Annotated in this window: 22 protein-coding genes; 17 read left to right on the top strand and 5 right to left on the bottom strand. The window is 65.9% G+C overall.

Annotated elements, in window-relative coordinates; genetic code table 11:
• Positions 1 to 19 precede the first annotated feature (19 nt).
• Both OG405_RS08525 and OG405_RS08530 read left to right on the top strand, forming a co-directional pair.
• Positions 20 to 787, top strand: coding sequence for an enoyl-CoA hydratase-related protein (locus OG405_RS08525; RefSeq protein WP_327151075.1), 768 nt, complete (start codon positions 20 to 22; stop codon positions 785 to 787).
• 14 nt (positions 788 to 801) lie between these two features.
• On the top strand, positions 802 to 1,581 hold the full coding sequence (locus tag OG405_RS08530; protein ID WP_327151076.1) for an IclR family transcriptional regulator: 780 nt from the start codon (positions 802 to 804) through the stop codon (positions 1,579 to 1,581).
• Between the two features lie 120 nt (positions 1,582 to 1,701).
• Here the strand turns inward: OG405_RS08530 and OG405_RS08535 are convergent, their stop codons facing one another.
• From OG405_RS08535 to OG405_RS08545, 3 genes are all read right to left on the bottom strand, one after another.
• Positions 1,702 to 2,154, bottom strand: a complete 453-nt coding sequence (locus OG405_RS08535) for a hypothetical protein (RefSeq protein ID WP_327151077.1) — start codon at positions 2,152 to 2,154, stop codon at positions 1,702 to 1,704.
• A 199-nt stretch (positions 2,155 to 2,353) separates the two neighbouring features.
• Entirely contained in the window at positions 2,354 to 2,755 is a 402-nt protein-coding gene (locus OG405_RS08540; protein ID WP_327151078.1) for a hypothetical protein, read from the bottom strand.
• Positions 2,756 to 2,958: 203 nt separating this feature from the next.
• On the bottom strand, positions 2,959 to 4,305 hold the full coding sequence (locus tag OG405_RS08545) for an MFS transporter (protein WP_327151079.1): 1,347 nt from the start codon (positions 4,303 to 4,305) through the stop codon (positions 2,959 to 2,961).
• A gap of 578 nt (positions 4,306 to 4,883) precedes the next feature.
• On the opposite strand from OG405_RS08545, the gene OG405_RS08550 reads away from it, so the two are divergent.
• Positions 4,884 to 5,783 (top strand): NAD(P)-dependent oxidoreductase, encoded by a 900-nt coding sequence (locus OG405_RS08550; protein ID WP_327151080.1) that lies wholly within the window; start codon positions 4,884 to 4,886, stop codon positions 5,781 to 5,783.
• Positions 5,780 to 7,072, top strand: coding sequence for an MmgE/PrpD family protein (locus OG405_RS08555; RefSeq protein ID WP_327151081.1), 1,293 nt, complete (start codon positions 5,780 to 5,782; stop codon positions 7,070 to 7,072). The genes OG405_RS08550 and OG405_RS08555 overlap by 4 nt, the downstream gene beginning before the upstream one ends.
• Positions 7,073 to 7,103: 31 nt before the next feature.
• On the opposite strand, the gene OG405_RS08560 is transcribed toward OG405_RS08555, so the two are convergent.
• Complete coding sequence (locus OG405_RS08560; protein WP_327152272.1) at positions 7,104 to 7,907, bottom strand: SDR family NAD(P)-dependent oxidoreductase; 804 nt, start codon at positions 7,905 to 7,907, stop codon at positions 7,104 to 7,106.
• Between the two features lie 362 nt (positions 7,908 to 8,269).
• Here OG405_RS08560 and OG405_RS08565 point away from each other — a divergent pair, with 362 nt between their 5' ends.
• From OG405_RS08565 to OG405_RS08595, 7 genes are all read left to right on the top strand, one after another.
• The gene (locus OG405_RS08565; protein WP_327151082.1) at positions 8,270 to 8,956 is read left to right on the top strand and encodes an isochorismatase family protein; all 687 of its coding nucleotides are present in this window, start codon (positions 8,270 to 8,272) and stop codon (positions 8,954 to 8,956) included.
• A 337-nt stretch (positions 8,957 to 9,293) separates the two neighbouring features.
• Entirely contained in the window at positions 9,294 to 10,328 is a 1,035-nt protein-coding gene (locus OG405_RS08570) for an ABC transporter substrate-binding protein (protein ID WP_327151083.1), read from the top strand.
• A complete protein-coding gene (locus tag OG405_RS08575) occupies positions 10,325 to 11,182 on the top strand; it encodes an ABC transporter permease (RefSeq protein WP_327151084.1) in 858 nt (285 codons plus the stop codon). The genes OG405_RS08570 and OG405_RS08575 overlap by 4 nt, the downstream gene beginning before the upstream one ends.
• The gene (locus OG405_RS08580; protein ID WP_327151085.1) at positions 11,179 to 11,982 is read left to right on the top strand and encodes an ABC transporter ATP-binding protein; all 804 of its coding nucleotides are present in this window, start codon (positions 11,179 to 11,181) and stop codon (positions 11,980 to 11,982) included. The genes OG405_RS08575 and OG405_RS08580 overlap by 4 nt, the downstream gene beginning before the upstream one ends.
• On the top strand, positions 11,975 to 12,823 hold the full coding sequence (locus OG405_RS08585) for an enoyl-CoA hydratase/isomerase family protein (protein ID WP_327151086.1): 849 nt from the start codon (positions 11,975 to 11,977) through the stop codon (positions 12,821 to 12,823). The genes OG405_RS08580 and OG405_RS08585 overlap by 8 nt, the downstream gene beginning before the upstream one ends.
• A complete protein-coding gene (locus tag OG405_RS08590) occupies positions 12,820 to 13,575 on the top strand; it encodes an SDR family NAD(P)-dependent oxidoreductase (RefSeq protein WP_327151087.1) in 756 nt (251 codons plus the stop codon). The genes OG405_RS08585 and OG405_RS08590 overlap by 4 nt, the downstream gene beginning before the upstream one ends.
• A complete protein-coding gene (locus OG405_RS08595; RefSeq protein ID WP_327151088.1) occupies positions 13,572 to 15,440 on the top strand; it encodes a flavin-containing monooxygenase in 1,869 nt (622 codons plus the stop codon). The genes OG405_RS08590 and OG405_RS08595 overlap by 4 nt, the downstream gene beginning before the upstream one ends.
• 240 nt (positions 15,441 to 15,680) lie before the next feature.
• On the opposite strand, the gene OG405_RS08600 is transcribed toward OG405_RS08595, so the two are convergent.
• Positions 15,681 to 16,334: a fasciclin domain-containing protein gene (locus tag OG405_RS08600; RefSeq protein WP_327151089.1), complete on the bottom strand. Its 654-nt coding sequence runs from the start codon at positions 16,332 to 16,334 to the stop codon at positions 15,681 to 15,683.
• Positions 16,335 to 16,581: 247 nt separating this feature from the next.
• Here OG405_RS08600 and OG405_RS08605 point away from each other — a divergent pair, with 247 nt between their 5' ends.
• The 6 genes from OG405_RS08605 to OG405_RS08630 all read left to right on the top strand — a co-directional run bounded on the left by OG405_RS08605 (position 16,582) and on the right by OG405_RS08630 (position 22,152).
• Positions 16,582 to 17,079 (top strand): DUF6764 family protein, encoded by a 498-nt coding sequence (locus OG405_RS08605; RefSeq protein ID WP_442790680.1) that lies wholly within the window; start codon positions 16,582 to 16,584, stop codon positions 17,077 to 17,079.
• A gap of 128 nt (positions 17,080 to 17,207) precedes the next feature.
• Positions 17,208 to 18,095 (top strand): MerR family transcriptional regulator, encoded by an 888-nt coding sequence (locus OG405_RS08610; protein WP_327151090.1) that lies wholly within the window; start codon positions 17,208 to 17,210, stop codon positions 18,093 to 18,095.
• 58 nt (positions 18,096 to 18,153) lie between these two features.
• Positions 18,154 to 19,281: a polyprenyl synthetase family protein gene (locus tag OG405_RS08615; protein WP_442790739.1), complete on the top strand. Its 1,128-nt coding sequence runs from the start codon at positions 18,154 to 18,156 to the stop codon at positions 19,279 to 19,281.
• A 53-nt stretch (positions 19,282 to 19,334) separates the two neighbouring features.
• Positions 19,335 to 20,864: a phytoene desaturase family protein gene (gene crtI, locus OG405_RS08620; protein ID WP_327151091.1), complete on the top strand. Its 1,530-nt coding sequence runs from the start codon at positions 19,335 to 19,337 to the stop codon at positions 20,862 to 20,864.
• Positions 20,861 to 21,820: a phytoene/squalene synthase family protein gene (locus OG405_RS08625; RefSeq protein WP_327151092.1), complete on the top strand. Its 960-nt coding sequence runs from the start codon at positions 20,861 to 20,863 to the stop codon at positions 21,818 to 21,820. The genes crtI and OG405_RS08625 overlap by 4 nt, the downstream gene beginning before the upstream one ends.
• A complete protein-coding gene (locus tag OG405_RS08630; protein ID WP_327151093.1) occupies positions 21,817 to 22,152 on the top strand; it encodes a hypothetical protein in 336 nt (111 codons plus the stop codon). The genes OG405_RS08625 and OG405_RS08630 overlap by 4 nt, the downstream gene beginning before the upstream one ends.
• Positions 22,153 to 22,154: the final 2 nt, after the last annotated feature.

The following is a 22,154-nucleotide window of genomic DNA, read 5'->3' on the forward strand; positions in this document are numbered from 1 at the left end:
CATAGACAAAGGAACAATTGTGACCGAGTTAGTGCATCTGGACGTCGATACTTCGATCGCCACCGTCACCCTCGACTCGCCGTCCAATCGCAATGCGCTCTCACGCCGGCTGGTGGCGGAACTGCACGCCCATCTGAGTACCGCGGTGAACGCCGCGCAGGTGCGTGCGGTGGTCATCACCGGGACCGGACCGGTCTTCTGCGCGGGCGGGGACCTGAAAGAGATGAGCCGGACCGTCGCCCTCGACCAGCCGGGACTGCCGTCGTTCGCGGACGTACTCGGGCTGATCATGGAATGCCCGATCCCGGTGGTGGTCAAAATGAATGGGCCGGCGCGGGCGGGCGGACTCGGGATCGTCGCCGCCGGCGATATCGCGATAGCCCCGGCCACGGCGACATTCGCGTTCAGCGAGGTGAAAATCGGGGTGGCGCCCGCGATGATCGCCGTACCGTGCACTCGGCGAATGACTCCACGAAGCATCTCTCGATATTTCCTCACCGGAGAGAGCTTCGATGCCGCCACCGCCGAGCAGGTGGGTCTCGTCAGTATCGTCACCGACGACGTGGATTCGGCATGTGCCGGGATCGTCGGTGCGCTGCGCGGCGCCGGTCCGAACGCGCTCCGGGCCGCCAAGGAGTTGATCCCGGTCGCGCGGAATCTGGAACTCGGCGATGCCCTCGCGACAATGGAAAAGGAATCGGCCAGACTGTTCGCGAGCAACGAGGGCCAGGAAGGTATGGCCGCGTTCGTTGCGAAGCGGAAACCCGAATGGGCCCAGTTCGACTGACAAAGGATGAGATCGTGAAGGGAAAGCATCATCGGGGCGTCGACCGGACCGTCGCGATCCTGGAGTCCGTCGCCCGTGCCCCCACCGGACTCACGCTCACGGAACTGGCGCGGGGGCTCGATGCTCCGGTCAGTTCGGTACAGCAGCTCGTCTACGGTCTTGTCGCGGTGGGCTTCCTCGACGAGGACGACCGGCGGTTCACCCTCGGCCCCGGCGCATTCGCGTTGACCATGCGAACGGACTGGCGATCGATCGCACCGATCTCACACGAACTGGTGGAGGACCTTTCCGCCGACCTCGGGTGCACGATCGTGTTGGGGCTGCTCGTCGGCGACAACCTCATGTATTTCGATGAGGCGGGCACCGATCCGGCGATCGAGTACTACGCCACGACCCGCAGGCGCCGCCCGATCCTGGTCAGTGCCGGTGGTAAAAGACTGCTGGCGGGCCTGCCGGATTTCGAACTGCAGCATCGGCTGCGCGGCTTGAGCGAGCGGCATCCTGCCGGTGAGGTCGACCAGTTCTTGGCAGAGCTCCCCGGGATTCGGAAAACCGGGTTGGCGTACGGGCGCGCACTCGAGGATATCCTCGCAGTCGCCGCCGGGGTGCCGGGCCGGCGCGGCAAATTGGCCGCGGCGCTGATCGCGGTCGGGTCGCCGGCGGCGATGGCCGGTCGGATCGAAGATGTGGGGGCAGCTCTTCTCGACCGCATTCGTGAACATGGTGGCGGCGGCGGAGCCGAACGATTCGCGAGTACGCTGCACCAGCCCGAGATCGGTTCTACGCCCTGGTAGTCGATCCAGCAGCAGTTTGCTCGTCGCGACGAATGTGCGTGTGGACCGGGGATGTCCGGATGCCGGTGGGTTGTTCGACCGAGGCGGCGTGCGAGCTGTTCCGCCGCCTCGGTCCCGCGGCTACGGCAGAACAAGTTCCGGGCTGTAGATACGAGCTATCCCCTGGCCATCTTTGGTGACTTCGGTGAAACTGACGTAGCGGTGGCCGGGCTTCGCCAGTGCCGCGTCCACTGTCAACGGCGGGGAGGGGTACCTCCCGTTCAGGCAGGGGAATGCGCCGCTGGTGGCGACCACCTCATCGCTCGCCCCGCCGGCATAGGCATCTTTGTCCACCACGGTCACAACCATGGTGCAGTTCTCCCGCGTGAGGGTGTCGTTCTTGATCGTGAGGCCGCCGAATGCCCGGGGTACGCCATCCTCGACATAGATACACGACTCGACCTCCGCGGAGCCGTCGTTCGACAGGTAGGGACCCATGCAGCTGTAGGGGTTGTCCGGGGCGGCGACGGCCTGCGGTGCCATCGACAGTAGCGGCGCCGCAGTGGCGAGTACACAGGACAGAACACGTGACATCGAACCGATGAGCATGTAATACCTTTCGATTTCGGGTGTATCAGGTCACCGACGAACGAATTCGTCCTACCTTGTATACGCTATCCGGGGGCCGTCGACACCTCGAAGGGCCGCAGTCGCGGAGGTCGGTGTGCCGAGTCGACGAACGCCCAAACCCGGACGGGGAGATACTGTTCCGAGAGCGAAGGTTCGTCGTCGGTCACCGGGTTGCCGACCGACGTGCCGCTGTGAGCCGCTTGGCGGCCGCGATCACTGTGGTCCGCGAGGGAAGTGCCCTCGCGCTGACCGGGGGTGAGACCCAGTACCACCCCATCGGTCGATCGGTCATGGGCAACCACACTCGCTGCCCGGACTCCAGAATCCGAATGCCGGCGTCCCCGAGTTCGGCGAGGGCGGACCCGCGCGTCTTGTTGCCCCTCGGCGGGCCTACCAGGAAGACCCATTCCCGCCGGGCCCGTTGATAACTGATGATCGGCAGCGCTGTGGTCGGATCGTCTTGCTCGACGAGCTGCCGCACCTGGACGCCCATGCCGGCGGGCATTGCCACCGCCCCGAGTGACCTGGAAGCGATCAACGCCACCCGTTGGAAAGAGCTCGACACCTGGTACCCCATCCTGCGATACACCTGGGCGACTTCAAGAGGGCTGTGGCAGCTCTCGAACATTACTGTTCCCTCCGCTCGGTGTCGGGGCCCGCGCAGCAACCATGGTCGGTGATCGCCGACCGCGCGGCATCCCACTGTGTCGATACCACGTGTCTCCGGCTCATTCGTCGACCGGGAACCCTGAAAGCCATCGGTAACCTCTACTGCTGTCTCACAGCGACAGTTTCCGGGACAGCGATTTCCGAAGCGTGATCCGATTGCGTGATGTCATCCCGATACGACTCGCGACTGAGGTAGATGGCGGTAAAGGAGATCAGACTGACGATCACTATGTAGACCGAAAGCGGCCAGCTGGATCCGGACCACGCGAAGAGCGCTGCCGCCACGAACGGCACCGGTCCGCTCCAGATCATCGAGCCGACCTGATAGCCGATCGCGGAACCACTGAATCGGAGTCGAGTTTCGAAAAGCTCGGAGATGAAACTCGCCATCGGTGCGTATGCGGTCGAGTGAACGATCGATACCGCGATGATCATCGAAATGGTCGCCGCAACGGTATTCCCGGTATCGATCAACCAGAAGATCGGGAAAGCGGCCGCCGCCGCCATCACACATCCGGCGAGTAGCACCGGGCGCCGTCCGTGGCGGTCGGCGAGGATTGCCGCCGTCGGCAATGCCACGATCTGCAGCAGCGCCGCGATCATGATCGAGACCAGCATCGAGCCCCTCGTCAGCCCGTCTTGATCGGCGCCGTAGCTCAATGCGAAAACCGTCGCCATGTAGAAAACCACGCTGTTGACCGCCATGGCCATGATCGCGGTCAAGGTCGAAACCTTCGCGGTACGCAGCAACTCGACCGCCGGGAACCTCGACTCCTGCCGCTTGTCGCGCACCGCCCGGAACGCGGGGGACTCCGTGACCCGCAGCCTGATGTACAGCCCCACGAGCAGTAGAAATGCGCTGGAGAGGAACGGGATGCGCCATCCCCAGCTCAGCATTTCGTCCTCGGGAAGCAGCTGAACGAAGTAGAAGGCGGTGGTGGCCAAAACGAGGCCCGCGGGAACTCCGCACAGTGGCCAGCTACCGTAGAAGGCTCGTTTGCCCGGCGGGGAATGTTCCACGGCCATCAGGACCGCACCGCTCCATTCACCGCCGATCGCCAGACCTTGGAACATGCGGGTGACGACCAGCAGGATCGGTGCCCAGATCCCGATCTGTGCGTAGGTCGGTAGCAGCCCTACTGCTGCTGTTCCACCACCCATCAGCACCAGGCTGATCACCAGCATGGATTTACGGCCTATTCGGTCACCGAAATGCCCGAATACCGCGCCGCCCAGCGGTCGCACCACGAATGCGACGCCGAAAGCCGCGAACGAGGCGAGTGTGCCCGTGAGTGGGTCCAGATCCGGAAAGAACAGTTTGTTGAAGACCAGCGCGGAGGCTGTCCCGAAGATGAACATGTCGAAGAATTCGATCAGTGTCCCGATGAAACTCGCGAAGGCGACCTTCGGAACCGACACGTTCTGAAGTGAATCCTGAGTGGCCATATCGGCGCTCTCCTTGCCCTGTCACTATCACCACAGCGATGTGGCGTAGGGCAACAGTAGGTTATTAGACACACATGTACAAGGTCCAACTTTTAGCGATACTTCGCATGCGTGCGCCACGAGCCGACGCGTGGATCTGCGAGAGTGATTGCGGTTCTGCGGGTTTGACGTCGAGCGCCGGGGCGTCCGGCGGATTGTTCCGAACCTATCCGGCTGGCGGTCCTGTCGGGGGGTCGACGGGGTGAGCTGCTCTGTTCGAGATGGTAGGAGTCCGTGAGGCGGCTGTTCGGAGAATCGCCGGGTGCTCGGCGCTGCGCTGGTCCGCGATCGACCATCCCGCACCCTGGCAAAAGTCCGACAAATGACCTACAGTCTATTAACTGCCATCGAGGGATGGTGGGTGAGTCGCGTATCGGCGGGTTTCACCGGTGACAGTGCCGTGGGCGCCGAAAAGTCCGCCGGCCGCGACCGAGGAGCACCGAGCATTATGAGCAGAACCACCTCCGATGGAGTCGAAAAATGATGCATGCCGACGACCTCTGCGAACTTCCGGATACCTCGAATCGGGGTGTGGGCCGATGACACGAGACCTCGGATTCATCGGAGTGGGCGCCATGGCGACGCCGATGGTGTGGCGATTCATCGAACGTGGATGGAAAGTTCATCTGGTCGATCCTGTCCCGGCGCGAACCGCAGAGTTCCGCGACCATTGCCAGGTCGTGATCCAAGAGGACGTCGCAGCGCTGGCATCGACGACGACCTACACTCTGCTCAGCTTGCCGACCCCTCGCGCGCTGTCGGAGGTCAGCGCACGTCTCGCCTCGGTGCGCACCCGGTCTCCGGCGATCGTGATAAACACCTCCACCACTGGAGCGGCCGCAACGCGCGAGGCCGCGGACCGCCTGGCCGCGGCCGGATCGGCCTTTGTCGACGCACCCGTCAGCGGCGGAGTGGTGGGCGCGCGCGAAGGCTCACTCACTGTCTTGGTATCCGGAGCCGACGAACCGGTGCGCGCCTGCGAACCCGTCTTCGAGGTCATCGGCAGGCAGATCCTCCGGATCGGTTCCGAGGCAGGTCAGGCACAGGTGATGAAAGTGGCCAACAACGTACTGTCGCTCGGCGCGCTCGCGGCTACCGCGGAAGCCACCGCGCTGGCCCGCCGGGCCGGGATTCCGATGGATATCGCGATCAGTGCGCTCGACGCCGGCTCCGGCCGCAATTCCGCCACCTCGGTGAAGTTCCCACGCCACGTTCTGAGCGGGAATTTCGATTTCGGGTTTCCCGCCGAAGGGGCGCTCAAAGATGTATCCCTTTTCACCGCGCTCGCCGCGGAACTGGGTGTCGAGACCCCGCTGGCGCAGGCGGTGGTCGACTGCTGGCGCCTTGCCGTCGAGTCCGGATACGGTGCGCAGGACTGCACTCGTATTGTCACAATGTACGAGCGTATGGCCGGGTTGGCCGATGAGGACGAGCAATGACACGAGCGATGCGCGCAGGTGCCGGCGAACAACTGTGGCACGCGATCCGCGACACCGCGGAATCGGCCGATCAGGTGACGCTGCAGCGTGCGGCGGGATGTCTGGCGGTCGGGCTCGCCGATATGGTCGCGTCCGCCCGGGACTCGATACATGATGGGGCCGCGCGAGTGCTCGCCGCGGCCCCCGGCGCGTGCACCGTCAGCGGCGCGGACGAAGGCGCACATCTCACGGGCGCTGCCACCGCCAACGCCTATCTGATGCACGCCCGGCTCACCGACGACTCTTTCATGGTGGCCGCGCACCCCGGACTGACCGTGATTCCGGTAGCACTGGCCGCCGCCGAACACGCATTGCGCATCGGATCGGGAAGAGTGGACGGTGAGCATCTGCTCCGAGCGGTCATCGGCGGCTATGAATGCGCCTGCGTGCTCGCCGAACGGCTGTTGCCGGAGGTATCCCGCCGGGGCTGGCGGGTGACCGCGGTGATCGCGCCGCTGGCTGCCGCAGCCACGGCGGCGCTGGTCCTGCGATCGTCCGACGAGGTCGCGTGCTCGGCCCTGGGGTTGGCCTCGGCCGGTACCGGCGGTCCACTCGGCGTGGTGTCGACCGAGGGTGACGGCTGGCGATTGCAACCCGCATTGGCCGTCCAGGCCGGCGTGTCCGCCGCGCTGGCCGCGGCCGCGGGTCTGCGCTCAGCTGCCGACGCCTTGACTGCCGAACACAGCTTCTACGCATTGTTCGGTGGCGTACGCGGAGCCGAGGATCGCAATCCGGTTCAACCGCCCGCGATTCACCGGGTGACATTCAAGCGGTACCCGGTCGCGATGTTCGGCCAATCGATCTTCGCCGCTATTCGGACCTTGCCCCCGATCGCCGGCATCGCCGACCGGATCGATGTCGAGGTGGCGCCGTTCGCCGCGCAATACGGCAACCAGCGCGGCGGTTCGACGACATCGATAGCCAGTGTCGAGGGCATCACTCTCGCGGCCCTACAGCGGTTTCTTCCCGACCTGGATATCGGATCCGGAACCCGCCGAGTTCCCGTTCGAGTATCAGGGGATTCGGTATTGCCGGATCTGGCCGCCCGCATAGAACTCACCCTGATCGACGGGCAGCGGTTCTCGGTGACCGGCGACGGCGATACCAGCGGCTGGCGGATCGGCGATTTCGCCGATCACTGCCGCGATCTGCTCGGTGCGGAAGGAACGCTCTTGTGCGATGCCGCCGCGGCGCTCCTCGAGCCAACCGGGATCGACCGGTTGCTCGAGCTGTGGCGAGCTACCCGGTGAATCCCGGGCGATACGCCGCGGCGGCATCCCCTCATCGAGAACCAGCGGACGGCAGCGCCGAATCGGGAACGACGACAGCGCCCCCGTCGACGACGACAGTCGCGCCGGTCGTGCTCGCCGACAGTCGTGAGGAGAGATAGACGATCGTGGCCGCGATCTCGGTCGGATCGACCGGGCGCCCCAGCGGGACCGTACTGTCTATCTGTTTTCTGGCTGTCTCGGCATCCACCCCGGCCTGCGCGCGGGCCCGCTCGACCCGTCCCTCGTAGCGGTCGGTGGCAGTCGTGCCCGGAACGACCGTGTTGACCCGGATCCGGCGGCCGACCAGCGCGGCCGCATAGTGACGTGTCAACGCCTCCACCGCCGAGTTGACAGCGCTGACATGCGGCGACAGCGGCCAGTACCGCATGGAGGCAATTCCGGAAATGCTGACGATGCTGCCGCCGTCGCGGAGGTGCTCCAGAGCCGCCTGGATCACGGCTTCATAGCCGAGCACCTTCAATTCGAACAGTTCCAGCCACGCGGCCCGGTCCGGGTGCCCATGGTCTATCGAGAAGCCGGACGCATTGTTCACCACACCGTCCAACGGGCCGAATCGCTCGACCGCGGCCGTGACCGCGCGTCGGCCACCTTCTGGGTCCCTCAGATCGACCTGTACGAAGTCGGCTCGAGGATGTTCGGCGAGTTCGGCCCGTGCCCGATCTATCGAAGCCGCGGTCCGCGCCGCGACGAGGACATCGGCGCCTTCTTCCAGGAGTGCGCGCGTGGTCGCCAAACCTATGCCGCGAGTACCTCCGGTAACCAAGAAGACCTTGCCGCGCAACCCGAGATCCATCACTCCACACTCCTGCCGTCACTACAGATAACCGAATATCCACGACCGGATCTGTCAATGGATAAGTTGGACATTAGCACACGTGACCAGTGTATGCTTGCCACCAGCCGAATCCGGAATCGAAGCCGAGATCCAGTGCAGGGTCCAGTGGGTGCTCAGTGGCTCTTCTTTGCAGATAGATCCAGGGGGAGTGAGCCGATTCCGGTCATCTATTGACCAAAATACAGCGGGCGGGATAATGTTCGACATATCAGAGAGTGGAATGGGATGGGAACGGTATCGGATGCGCCCGATCCCGGCCACCGCGTTCCGCCTTCTCTCCCGATTACCGACAGTTCGAATCTCGAGCATGAGGAGTACAGATGAACTCGGCGACCAAACCTTGGACCGGCGTTGTTCCCGAGGCGGATCTGGCCAGTTTCGGTCGGGAGTTCGCCGAGGAGGACCGCCCGCTCCGGGCGGGAACACGCCCGGCGATCCTCGTCATCGACATGACGAGGGCATTCGTCGATTCGACCTACTCGACCGGCTGGAGCCCCACCGGAGTTCCCGCGGTCCATGCCAATGCAAGGCTGCTCGCTGTGGCCCGTCGAGCAGGGCTGCCGATTTTCTACACCAAGGCGTATGCCGATCCGGACCACCGCCCACTTCCCGCGGAACGTGGGCGGTGGAAATTGAACGCAGCTCCCGAGCCCCTGGCCGCGGGAACGCCGCCGGGCGACGTCATCGTCGACGAGATCGCACCGCAGCCGGGTGAGATCGTCATCAACAAGGGCGGCAAGCCGAGTGGGTTCTTCGGAACGCCGCTCGCATCGCAGCTCGTGCACGCGGGTTGCGATACCACCATCGTTACCGGGATGACGACCAGCGGATGTGTTCGCGCGACGGTACTCGACGCATTCCAATACAACTTCCACGTGATCGTTCCCCATGAGTGCGCTGCCGATCGGAGCCAGATATCTCATCAGGTGAACCTCTTCGATATGCATATGAAGTACGCCGATGTGGTGGGAGTCGACGACACGATCGAGTACATACAGGGTCTGTGAGAATTGATGTCTCGGAGGGAGTTGGGTCCCTCCGGACGCATCTGCTACCTGTGTTCGCCGCTCTACATCTGACCCGCCGCCGATGGGTGGACTACGCACTCATAGCAAGCTGCCGCTGTCACTGAGCGACGCCTTCGGATGAGCGCCGCCGTGCCCTGAAAGTCGCTGGGGGTGCGAGAGTTCGGGCGATCCCGGTGTATGTCCTCGTCGGCTGGTGTTCCGTCTTTTCGGCGCCACGGATTCGAGTCACCCGACCATCCATTGCGGCTGATCAATACCCACCCGGCCCGAGTCCGTCGTGGCCCGGTGTCCCTCGCAAGCCGAACCGGAGCAATACATGAAATCCGTCAAATCCGTCCGTCTGCTGTTGGTCGTCGCCGGCTTGCTGGCGGCGGCTTGTCTGTCCGCCTGCAGCTCATCCGGACAGGGCGGAGGATCGACCACGAAGGATGGGCTGATCTCGATCAAGCTCGGGTGGCAGAAGATCCCGACGGTCGCACCGAACTACCTGATGGTCGAGGAAGGTGAGAAGTACGGTCTGGACATCGAACTGGTCGAGTTCAACCGCTACTCCGACATGCGGGTCGCGCTGGAGAACGGCTCGATCGACTTCGGGACCGTCGGCCCCGGGGATGTCGCGTTGTCCGCCGACTCCAGGAAGTCGCAACTGGTCGCCCTCGCCGGTCAGGCGACCGGAGCCGATCTCTTGGCCAAACGCGCGGGATCAGGACCTCTCAGCTGGAAGGACCTGGCATCGGGCAGCGTCCGCTTCGGCAGCTTCGGGGCCGGCATCGCCTGGGTCAAGACGCTGGCGACGCTGGACCAGCACGGCTACGACATCGGTGAGGTGAACGAGATCAAGATCGCCGGGACGATCCAGGACGTGATACAGACACTGAAGTCCGGCGGTACGGACGTCGTGATGAACGTCGATCCGGCGATAGCGCAAGGTGTCGAGGACGGCTACGCGGAGTATGCCGACGAGCTGGACATCAACTCGTCGCCGCTCGGGGCTCAGAACTCGCTCTTCGTTGCCAACCGCGAGCTCCTCGACAAGCCTGATGTCATCAGCCGCGTCCTGAAGAACTACGTGGCGCAGATCGAGCGTCTGAACACGGAGCCGGGTCTCTGGGCGTCTGTCTACCAGCGCTACTCGGGAATCGAGCTTCCCGTGGCGCAGGAGTCGCTGAAGCGCATTCGTCTCGATCTTCATTTCTCCCAGCAGGAGCTGGTGGCCTTCGCGGACTTCCTGGCTCGGAAGGGCATTGCACAGAACGCGCAGCTCGCCGCGACAGTCGGCGATCAGTACGACTTCGGCCCCCTCGCGGACGTGACCGGGAAGTCACCCGAAGAGCTCGGCAGGTCCGAATGACGATCGTTGTGCACCGCAGACGTGTGGACGGCCGGGGCGGTCGGGCGGTGAGTGCGTCGGAGGCCCGGGTGGGTTGGACGGATCGTCGCGCCGGCCGACTGGTGTTCGGACTCGTCGTTCCGGCTGCTCTCGCCCTGATATTGCAGGTCCTGGCCGGCCGGGGCCTCCTGCCGGGCACTATTCCACCGCCCAGTGTGGTCGCCGAGTCGCTGTGGCACTGGGTCGCGGGAACTCCCAAGTCATCCGTCGACCTGTACGCCGGCACTTGGTGGGATCAGGTGTGGGGGAGCGGCCGGCGAGTCTTGCTGGGCTACCTGGTGGCGACCGTCGCCGCTGTCCCACTGGGCGTTCTGCTCGGCGGGAATCGGGTCGCGTTTCTCGCGCTGGACCCGATGATTCATGCCCTGCGTACGATTCCCGCGCCATCGTGGGTCCCGTTCTCGCTCGTGGTGTTCGGGCTCAGCCCGCTGTCGGCTGTGTGGTTGATCGCGCTCGTGGCGTTCTTCCCCATCGTGGTCAACACGGTGATCGGGGTACAGCAGGTACCGGCCATTTATCGTGACGCGGGGCGCATGCTCGGTGCTTCGACCTTCGTGATCTGGACGCGAGTGCTGTTCCCGGCGGCCCTGCCGTTCGTCTTCGTCGGCCTGCGTCTCGGCGTCGGCATGGCCTGGATCGCCGTGGTCGTCAGCGAGTTGATCGGTGTCAAGAGCGGACTCGGGTACAGCCTCTACCAGGCGTACCAGTTCGGCCGGATGGACATAATGATCGCGGCGATGTTCACGCTCGGCGTGCTCGGGGTCGTGTCGGACCGAGTGGTCGGCGCGATCGGGAGATCGGTGGTGGGCCGATGAACGCCGCACTGAGCGAGCCCGCCGTCGAGATGAGCGCAGTGTCCCAGTCGTTCGACGAGATGGCCGTCCTGGAGGACTTCAGTCTGACGGTGAACAGAGGTGAGTTCGTTTCCCTCGTCGGACCGAGCGGGTGCGGGAAGTCCACGATCCTGAACCTCATCGCCGGTTTCGCCCATCCGACCCGCGGCACGGTCCGAGCGGGCGGCCGTCCGGTCACACACCCCGGCCCCGACCGGGGAGTGTGCTTCCAGCAGGCAGCACTGTTCCCCTGGCTGTCGGTCGTCGACAACGTGACCTTCGGTCCGCGGGCCCGCCACGAGCTGGATCCACAGCGACGAGCCCGGGCGGTCAGGATGCTCCAGGAATTTGGTCTCGGCGAGTTCCTCCGCCACCGCCCAGCTCAGCTGTCCGGTGGAATGCAGCAACGGGCAGCGATCGCCCGGGTGCTCGTGAACGAGCCCGATGTCCTCCTGATGGACGAGCCGTTCGGAGCTCTCGACGCGCAGACCCGCCTCCGCATGCAGCGCTTCCTCACCGAGGTGCAAGACGAGTTCGGCTGCACCATCGTGTTCATCACCCACGACATCGACGAGGCGTTGCTGATGAGTGACCGGGTGCTCGTTCTGAGTCGTCGTCCGGCACATGTCGTGGACGAGATCGTAGTGGAGGCGCCGCGGCCCCGGACACCTGACTACCTGCTGACGGAGGACTTCCGGCGACACAAGGCACGAGCTTTCACCGCGCTGGAGTCTCTTTCCGCCGAGAGATCCCTTGGCGATCGAGGAGATGAACATGCCTGAACCGGACCTGCCCGAACGCTCACTGGACAGCACCATCCAGCCGACCGGCTTCCAGTCGATCCGAGTGTCCCGTGCCGGGACCGTCGCCACGATCCGTCTGCTTCCCGAAGACGGTGCGCTCGCGCCGGAGAACATCGATCGCCCGGTGACGATGTTCGCGCAGCACAAGGAGTTGGGTATCGCGGTCGAATGGCTGGCCCGCGACGAGTCGACGAGGGTCATCGTTCTCACCGGCGCCGACGACGCCTTCGTCGTCCCGTCCGCGACGAGGTCATGGACACTGAAAGACTTGGCCCCGAGCGAGGACTGGGCGCTAATGCAGGGGCTTCGCCAGACCCTGACCGCCATCCTCGACGCCGACACGCCGGTGATCGCGCGGGTCAACGGCGATGCGATCGGCTACGGCTCGAGCTTGGTCTACGCATGCGACTTCGTGGTCGCGGCCGAGGATGCCCTGATCGCAGACCATCATTTGGGGATGGGCGACCTGCCGTACGGCCGAGCCGACTTCGGATTCGTTCCGGGCGACGGCGGCAGTGTCTTCGTGCCGCTGCACATGCCTCCCGCGATGGCCCGTGAGTACCTGATGCTCGCGCGGTCCTGGTCGACGACCGAACTCGCGGCCGCGGGGGTCATCAATTACGCGGTTCCGCAAGACCGCCTGGACGAGACCGTGGAGAGCCTGATCACGGGACTGCTGCGTCGGCCACGGTACGCGCTGGCATGGACCAAACGGGTGCTCAATCAGCCGTTCAGACAACGTTTCACCGAGGGCTACGAGGCCGGTATCGCCTACGAGATGTTGAACATCTATCAGCGACGAGCGGAGATCCACCGATGACAACACCGGGCGGCGGGCGGGTCGCCATCGTGACGGGAGCCGCCGGCGGTATCGGATCAGCGATTGTGGCGAGGCTGATCGGTGAGGGGTACCGGGTCGCGGCCGTGGACATCGATGCCGCCGGTCTCGCCGCGCTCGTCGAGCGGATCGCGTCGACCGCTCTGCGTACGTTCGTGTTCGACACGGCCGGGGACGCCACGCGCGGAGTGGAAGACATCGTCGCAGAGCTGGGCTCGGTGCACGCGTTGGTCAACAACGCCGGAGTACTCCGCTCGGGCGACGCGCTGGCCACCTCCGACTCGGACTGGGCCTACGTCATGCACGGGAGCCTGACCGGCACGTTCCAGATGAGTAGGGCAGTGCTGCCGTGCCTGCTGGCGCAAGGTGCCGGTGCGATCGTCAACATCGGCAGCGTCGCCGCCGTCGTCGGACTGAAGAACCGCGTGGCGTACTGCGCCGCGAAGGCCGGAGTGCTCGGCCTGACCCGTGCCATGGCGGCCGACCACGCGGCTGCCGGAGTCAGGATCAACGCAGTCAACCCGGGCACGACCGAGACAGCCATGGTGGCCGCCGTGATCGCGGGATCAGCGGATCCAGAGGCGACGCGTGCCATCTGGTCGAGCCGGCAGCCGGTCGGCCGGATGGGGCGCCCGGCGGAAATCGCTGCCGCGGTGTCGTTTCTGGTCAGCGACGAGGCGAGCTACATGTCGGGATCGGTGATCACGGTCGACGGTGGGCTGTCGGCCATATGAGCGGCCCGGCACCCGGCCTGAGCCGAACCGAGGAGCAGGCGCTGCTGTCGGCGGATCCGGTGATCTTGTCAGTTGCTCTCGCGCACACCACGAACGATCCGAGTTGGTTGGCTTACGGACGAGACACTCGCGACGTGGGCCCGGACCTCCTCGCCCGAGCCGTTCGAGTCCTGGAAAAAGTCCGCCGGAACGCGCTGGCGGAGCCATGTCAGCCGTCGGACTCGCTTCTCCGCGAGCTGTATGCGGCGGTGGCCGGCCAGGACGCCGACGGTGGACAGTTGGCCAGGCTGCGCAGCGATCTGGGCATCGATCGGGCACCGGATCCGGTGCTCGGCCCAGGACATCGCCGTCGGCCGACGGTGACAGTGATCGGTGCGGGTCTGTCCGGGCTGTGCATGGCATCGAAGCTGACCCGCGCTGGATTCGACGTCGCGGTGCTCGAGCGCAGCGGGGGCCTGGGCGGTGTCTGGTTCGACAACAGCTATCCCGGCTGTGGAGTCGACACGCATCCGTTCGAGTACGAGTTGGCTGCGCACCGCGCCGGGCAGTGGAGTAATGCCTTTCCGAGCCGTGACGAGATCTTGCGGTACGTCGAGTCGATCGCGGACCAGGAAGGTCTGCGCGATCTCGTCCACCTCAACACGCGGGTCACCGGCGCGGAATGGGACGCCGGCGCAGCGCAGTGGGTGCTCGAGATCGCAGCTCTCGACGGCGGACGACGGCAGATCCGGACCGACGTGTTGATCAGCGCGGTCGGCAGTCTGAACCAGCCCAAACCGGCCGGGATCGCGGAGCTCGACCAGTTCGAGGGAGCAGTGTTCCACACATCCGCCTGGGAGCATGACGTCCCGTTGGCGGGACGCCGCATCGGACTGATCGGTAACGGCTCGAGCGGGATCCAGGTGGCCCGTCATCTCGCCGACCTCGGGCACCTGACCGTGTTCCAGCGATCGGCCGCCTGGATTGCTCCGCGAAGTACCGGCCGGGCGAACGGCGAGATCGACGAGATGGGCCGATGGCTGTGCCGCAATGTGCCGCACTACGAGGAATGGCTGCGGGTGACGCTGTCGTGGGAGCTCGGGGACAAGAACTACGGCCGCCTTGTCGTCGATCAGTCCTGGCGCGGCCCGCACGGTATCAACGAGTCGAACGAGCGACTGCGGTGCGAGCTGGTCGAGTACATCCGATCGGAGCTCGGTGCTCGGACGGATCTGCTCGACCGGGTGGTGCCGGACTATCCGCCGTACGTCAAACGCATGGTCATGGACAACGCGTACTACCGCACCCTGGCCCGCCCGGGAGTCCGTCTGGTGACCGAGCCGATCCAGCGGGCTACCGCGACGGGACTGATGACGCTCGACGGCGGACACCACGACCTCGACGTGCTGGTCCTGGCCAACGGTTTCCGGGGCACCCAGTTCCTGTGGCCGCTCGAACTGCGGGGGCGTTCGGGACGTACGCCGGCGGAGATAGCGGGCCGCGACGACGAAGCTCGCGCCTATCTGGGGATCGCCATGCCCGAATTCCCGAACTTCTTCAGTCTCCACGGTCCCAATTCGGGTGCCGGACACGGGGGATCGGCGTCCTTCGTCGCCGACTGCCAGAGCCACTACATCCTGCGCTGTCTCCTGGCCATGGTGGAGGCCGGCGCTCGCACCGTCGAGTGCGCCGTCGAGGCGTTCGACGAGTACAACACGCGGCTCGACGAAGGTCTGCGCAGGATGGTTTGGTCACACGACGGAGTCGAGAGCAGGTTTCGCAGCCGCAGTGGACGCGTGGTCGTGAATCATCCATGGACCTGGCACGACTACTGGACCATGACCAGAGCGCCGGCGCCGGGTGTGCTGCGGTTGGGCGGGCATTGACGCCTCGATCCGCCGAATCGACGTCGTAGACCTGGCGATATTCGTCTACATCACCGTTTCCGAGTTCGGGGGCGGGCGATGTGGCGGCCACCGCGGACGCGGTTGTTCCCGTTGCCGAACTGGCCGAGCTGCTCGGCATCGCTATGCACCGGCCGTGGCGCGAGATCATCGACCACGCCCACATACCCGGCACTGATTATCGAGTGCGCGAGTATGTGACGGTGGACGCGCCGGGGTTCGCTAGCTGGTGGGCGGCGTCAGGACGCCGTCGATCAGGTAGACGGTGGCGTTCGCGGTTTCGACACCGCCGCAGAGCACTGTGGCCTCGTTGACGGTGATCCGGTCGCCGGTTCCTGTCACTGTGACTTCGGATCCCTCGACCGTCTGGTGTGTGCCGGCCACGGCGTCGGGTGCCATGCGTCCCGGTACGACGTGGTAGGTGAGAATGCTGGTCAGCATTGCCGAGTCCGTTTTCAGCGTTTCGAGCGTGGCGGGGTCGAGCGCGGCGAAAGCGTCGTCCACCGGCGCGAAAAGGGTGAATTCGCCGTTGTTGAGCGTGTCGACGAGATCGACCTGCGGGTTGAGCTGACCGGATACCGCGGAGGTGAGGGTGGTCAACAGCGGGTTGTTCGAAGCGGCTGTCGCCACGGGTTCTTGTGCCATCGAATCGATCGAGCCGGGCCCGCTCGGTACTTGCTCGGCGTAGGCTGCGCACCCGGCGCCGACGGGCCCGGCCATGGCACCGTCAGCCGGTGCAGGCATCGTGGTCGAGGATGTGGGCATCGTGGCGGAGGGGGACTCGGAGTCGCTTGATTCGTCGGTACACGCCGACCCGGCGATCGCAATCGCCGACAGTACTGCGATCAGTGCCGCGGGGTGCCTTCGGATCATCATGTCGTGCCTTCCTGTCAGGGGTTGGGTGCCGTACTTGCCGTTGGCTCATGAACGGGTGCTGTAGGAACGCGGTAAGCGCCCACGACTGCCTTCCGGCATGGACCTCGCATCTAATTCTCTTGATGCGTCGATTCTGCATCATTTGGCGCGTAGTGTGAAGTCTCACAGGCGGATATTTCAGGCGGCCGACAACGCTCCGGAAGCCGGGGCACGGCCATGGACAAGCTCGGAAATGGAGGAGATCGTCATGTTTCATTTCACTGCTGCGCGCTCACTGGGGTTGATGGTCGGCGTGGGTGCGGCGTCGCTGGTTGCGCTGGCCGCCGGACCGACCGCCAATGCCGCGCCGACCGCGACGTGCCCAGCGCCCGGTGCCACATCCGTGCAGACCGATATCGGTGGCGCGTCCTGCTCCGCGACGAGCACCGGAGGCGGTGCGGCCGCCGCGTATGGGGTCGAGGGCACCGCGGCCGCCGAAGCGGCCTCGACGAGCCTGTCGCTGGCTATCGCACAGAACGGCGGTACGGCGACATCGAGCTCGACCTTCTTGTCGGGACCGGCCGCTATCGCCGTGGGACCCGGTGCGCAAGCGACACTGACAGGGGTGCGTCCGGGGCTGTCGATCGGTATCGCCGGCCCCGGAGCGGCGGTGACCGTCACCGGGGTATCCACCCCGACCTGCACCGGCGGCCCCGCATTCGCCGGAGACTTCCAGACTTTGCAGGGCTGCTTGTCGCTGCGCTGAGCATCCCCGTCAGGTATGCAGCCGGCCCCGCGCCGCGTTCGGCCATGCCGAGCGGTGCGCCTTCGGCGCCGCGCGGTGGGTTGCAGCGGTTCGACACTGGCGCGGCTTGCGCTGGTTCGTTGAAAGGTGTGCCGAGCTTGGTCGAAGTTGGCGCGGGAGGTAGTGACTCGGTATCCGGCTACACCGTCGGAGCCGTAGCTGCGATGTTGGATATCCCCATCGCGACACTGCGTAGCTGGAACCAGCGGTACGGCCTGGGCCCCGCGCACCACCGTCCGGGCAGACACCGGTATTACTCGGCGAGTGACGTGGCGATGCTGAGCCGGATGGCCGATCTGGTCCGGATCGGCGTGAGCCCGGCCAAAGCGGCGAAAGCCGCCCGCAGCGCCGCGGATCCGGTGCCTACGCTGGGAGACGTAGCTCCGGTATTGGCCGCTGCCGAGCAGCTGCGAGCCGCCGAGCTCCTGGCCAAGATCACCGCCCATCTCACGCATTTCGGTGTGGTGACCACGTGGCAGCGGTTGTGCCGGCCCGCGTTCGCCGACATCGTCAGCCGCCAGGATCGAGGAACCGGCCTGATCGATGTGGAGCATGTCCTGTCCTGGGCGATCACCACCGGTTTGCACCGCGCGGTACCGCCGGTTCACAACGTGGCCGGGCTTGCTCCGGTGCTACTGGCCTGCACCGCCGGCGAAGGCCACGTACTGCCGTTGGAGGTGCTGCGCGCGGCGCTGGCCGAGGCCGGCGTACCGGCATTGCTACTCGGCTCCGCCGTACCCGACAGCGCACTCGCCGACGCGATAGCCAAACAGACCCGCAGCCCCGTGGTGGTGCTGTGGTCCCAAGCGGACCGGACAGCGGCAGCGGAACCGAGTCCCGCCGGAAGCCGCGAACCTGCCCGGTTACTTCTGGCCGGACCCGGCTGGCCCACGCGCCCCACGCTGCCCGGCGCGCAGCGCCTCGGCTCACTCGAAGAAGCCGTCACCGAGATCAGCCGGCTGGCACGGACCTGCTGAGCAAGCATCGACAATGAACGATGCGTAAACGATGCAATTTCGGGCGGAAAGTGCCACAATCGGTGAGGTGAACGCACAACGAGCGGCACCCCTGCTCCACGCGTCGGACACCAACGGTGACGGTTCCGCATGGTTCCAGACGTGGACTGCGCGAGTCCGGGACACGGTGCGCACGCACATCGAGAGCTTCGTCCGCGCGCGGTGTCAGGAGGAGTTGCAAGCGAACGGGTTCGAATTTGCGAGCCGGGTGTTGCTGGATTTCCTGTCGGGCGGTAAGTCTGTGCGCCCGACCTTTCTGTATCTCGGCTGGTTGTGCGGTGCCGAGGAATCCGAGGCCGCACTGCGGGCCGCGGCCAGTATCGAATTGCTCCACGGGTTCGCGTTGCTGCAGGACGACGTGATGGACGAATCCGGCGAGCGCCGCGGCCGCCCGACCGCGCATGTGCGGCTGGCACGCTGGCATGAAGACCAGGGATTGTCCGGATCGCCGACCCGTTTCGGCGAATCCGCGGCGGTGCTGCTGGGTGATCTGTGCCTGGTATGGGCTGAACGCATGCTGCGCGAAAGCGGTGTCGAGGCAGCGGCGCTCGGCCGTGTATGGCCGCACTACGATGCGATGCGCGCCGAACTCGCGGTCGGTCAACTCGCCGACCTGGTCAACGACGTCGCCGGGCTACCGCCCCTCGAAAAGGTCCTCGATATCGCGCAGCGTAAATCCGGCAACTACACGGTGCGCAGACCGCTGGAACTGGGCGCCACGATGGCGGGCTGCTCGGAGCCGGTCGTGGGCGTACTGGGTGAATACGGTGTGCTGATCGGTGAGGCATTCCAGCTGCGCGATGATCTGCTCGGCATCTTCGGTGAGCCCTCGGTCACCGGTAAACCGGCGAACGCGGACCTGCGGGAACGCAAAGCCACCACGGTCGTCGCGCTGGCCGAACGCCTCGCCGAGCCGCGCGGGCGAGCTCGGCTGCACGAGCTGTGGCGGCGCGACACCTTCGATGACAGTGCGGTGCAGACAGCCCGGGCCCTGATCGTGGACAGCGGTGCGCCCCAGCTCGCCGAGCAGATGATCGCCGAGCGCGTCGAATGCTCGCACCGGCTTCTCGCGGATAGCATTCTCCACCCGACGTCGATCGCAGCGTTGCAGCAGATGGCGCTGCTGTGCACCCGCCGTAGCCACTGAACCCGCGACATCACCACACAACCAGACGGCCGAACAGGAAGAAAGAAGGATTGATGCGGACCGTAACCGGGAGTACCGACCATGTCGTCGTGATAGGCGCGGGTCTGGCCGGGCTCGCCACCGCGCTGCATCTGGCCGGACGAGGCCGCGCTGTCACGGTCGTGGAACGCGAGCTCGTTCCGGGTGGGCGGGCGGGGCGACTCGATATCGATGGGTATCGCCTCGACACCGGCCCGTCTGTGCTCACTATGCCCGGGATCGTCGCCGATACGCTCGCCGCGGTAGGCGAGAGCATCGAAGCCCGGCTCGATCTGCGACCCGTGGTCCCGGCCTACCGGGCATGCTTTGCCGACGGCAGTGCACTGGATGTGCACAGTGACCGGGAGGCGATGGAACACTCGATCGCCGAATTCGCCGGACCGGGTGAGGTTGCCGGCTATCGACGACTGCGGCAATGGCTGACCGAGCTGTATCGCGTCGAGTTCGACCGGTTCATCGCCGCCAACTTCGACTCACCACTGTCGCTGGTCACCCCAGCGCTGGCCCGACTCGTCGCGTTGGGGGGCTTCCGCCGTCTGGACCGGGTCATCGCTGAGTTCCTGACCGATGCGCGCTTGCGCCGGGTATTCACTTTCCAATCCTTGTACGCGGGCGTGTCACCGCAACGAGCGTTGGCTTTGTATGCGGTGATCGCCTATATGGACACCGTCGGCGGTGTGTACTTCCCGCGCGGTGGGATGCGCGCCCTGCCCTCGGCGCTGGCGGCAGCCGCCACCGACGCCGGCGTGCGGTTCCACTACGGCGAAGTGGTGACCGGCCTGGAACGACGCGGCACCCGCATCAGCGCTGTGCACACCGATAGACAGCAGCGGATCACCTGCGATGCACTGGTATTGGCCACCGAACTGCATACGGCCTACCAGCTGCTGCGCCGATCACCGCGGCGGCCGGTGCGGGCGCGGCCCGCGCCGTCGGCGGTCGTTGCGCATATCGGTGTGCCGGCCGGTGCGCCGACCGCGCATCACACACTGCTTTTCGGTGACGCCTGGGAGCAGACGTTCGACGAACTGATCAACCAGGGCGTGCCGATGAGCGATCCCTCGCTGCTGGTCACTCGCCCTACCGCTACCGATCCGACCCTCGCCCCGCCCGGTCACGACCTGTTCTCGGTGCTGGCCCCGGCCCCCAACCTCGACCGCGGAGCTCACCTGAATTGGCAACGCCGCGCCCCTGGATACGGCACGGACCTGGCCGCGATCGTCGAACAGAAACTGCTGCCGGGATTCGCCGCACACGCCGACATCGTGCATCTGGACAGCCCCGACGACTGGGCACGACGGGGCATGCTGGCGGGCACACCGTTCTCGCTGGCGCACACCTTCGCCCAGACCGGACCGTTCCGACCGGCGAACCTCCCACACGGCGTGTCCAACGCGGTACTCGCCGGTTGCGGCACAGTACCCGGCGTCGGAGTGCCGACCGCACTGCTGTCGGGCCGGCTTGCTGCGGACCGCATCACCGGCGCCGCGGCCGGCCGCAACAACCAGGCACCGACCGCGAACACCAGCGGGGTGCGGCCATGATCCGCTCCGAACTCGACGCCGCCGGCATCGGTGAACCGCGACTGCGCGACGCCTACCGGCGATGCCGCGACCTCAACGCCACCCATGGGCGCACGTTCTTCCTCGCCACCCGGCTGCTCGCGCCGGCGCAGCGCCCGCCGATCCACGCTCTGTACGGATTCGCCCGCTGGGCCGACGATATCGTCGACCTCCCCGACGGACAGCCCCGCACTCCGGCAGAACGCTTGGAAGCACTGGCACAGCGCCTGTTCGACGGTATCGACAACAGTACCGACGCAGACCCGATCGTGGCCGCGGTGAGTGACACCGTCGCACGCTTCGATATCGACCGCGCGTTGTTCCAGGATTTCCTGGCGTCGATGCGGATGGATCTCACGGTGACCGACTACCCGAACCGGGCCGCGCTGGATCGCTACATGCGCGGATCCGCCGAAGTGATCGGCTTGCAGGTGCTCCCGGTGCTCGGCACCATCGGCCCCACCGAGAACGCAGAACCCTACGCGGCCGCGCTCGGCAAGGCATTCCAGCTCACCAACTTCCTACGCGACATCGCCGAAGATCTCGACCGCGGCCGGGTATACCTTCCGGCCGACGAATTGGCCGCATTCGGCGTGGACCGCGACCGGCTTCAGTGGTGCCGTGACCATCGACGCACCGACACTCGGGTGCGCTCGGCGCTGGCGGCCCAGCATGCGATCACCCGCGACTGGTACCTGACCGCCCGCACCGGAATCGACCTACTGCACCCGGTGTCACGGCCCTGCGTCACCACCGCGGCAATGCTCTACGCAGAGATCCTGGACCGGATCGAGGCAACAGATTTCGCGGTGTTCGCCCAGCGAGCGACCGTCGGCCGCGCCCGCCGCGCCGCCGTGGCGGGACCCGCACTGGCCCGCGCATTATGGGCACGCCGCGGCGGCCGTACCCAAACGCTCAGCACGAGAATGCCGTCATGATCGGGCGATCAGAAGAGCATGTGGTGCTGCTCGGCGACCGCGGCGAACTGGGGCTGGGCATCGACACACCCACTTGCCTATTGCCGCGGTTCCGATATTCGGCTACCGCACCCGACGGGACCCAGGAGAACGAGCTCTGTCCGGTGTTCTGGGCCCGCGCCGACGGACCGGTGCATGTCGGCGTCGCCGAGGTGATGGACTGGCGTCGGGTCCCGTGGCCCGACTTCGCCGCTGCCGCCGGCCTGCGCTGGCCGGTCAGTCCGTGGGCCGCCGACCAGGTACCACAGCTCGCTGCGGCGCCCGGGTTCAGTTTGTGGACGGATGGGAGGTGAGC

Origin of the sequence: Nocardia sp. NBC_01329, from assembly GCF_035956715.1 — a bacterium.
Classification (GTDB): Bacteria; Actinomycetota; Actinomycetes; order Mycobacteriales; family Mycobacteriaceae; genus Nocardia.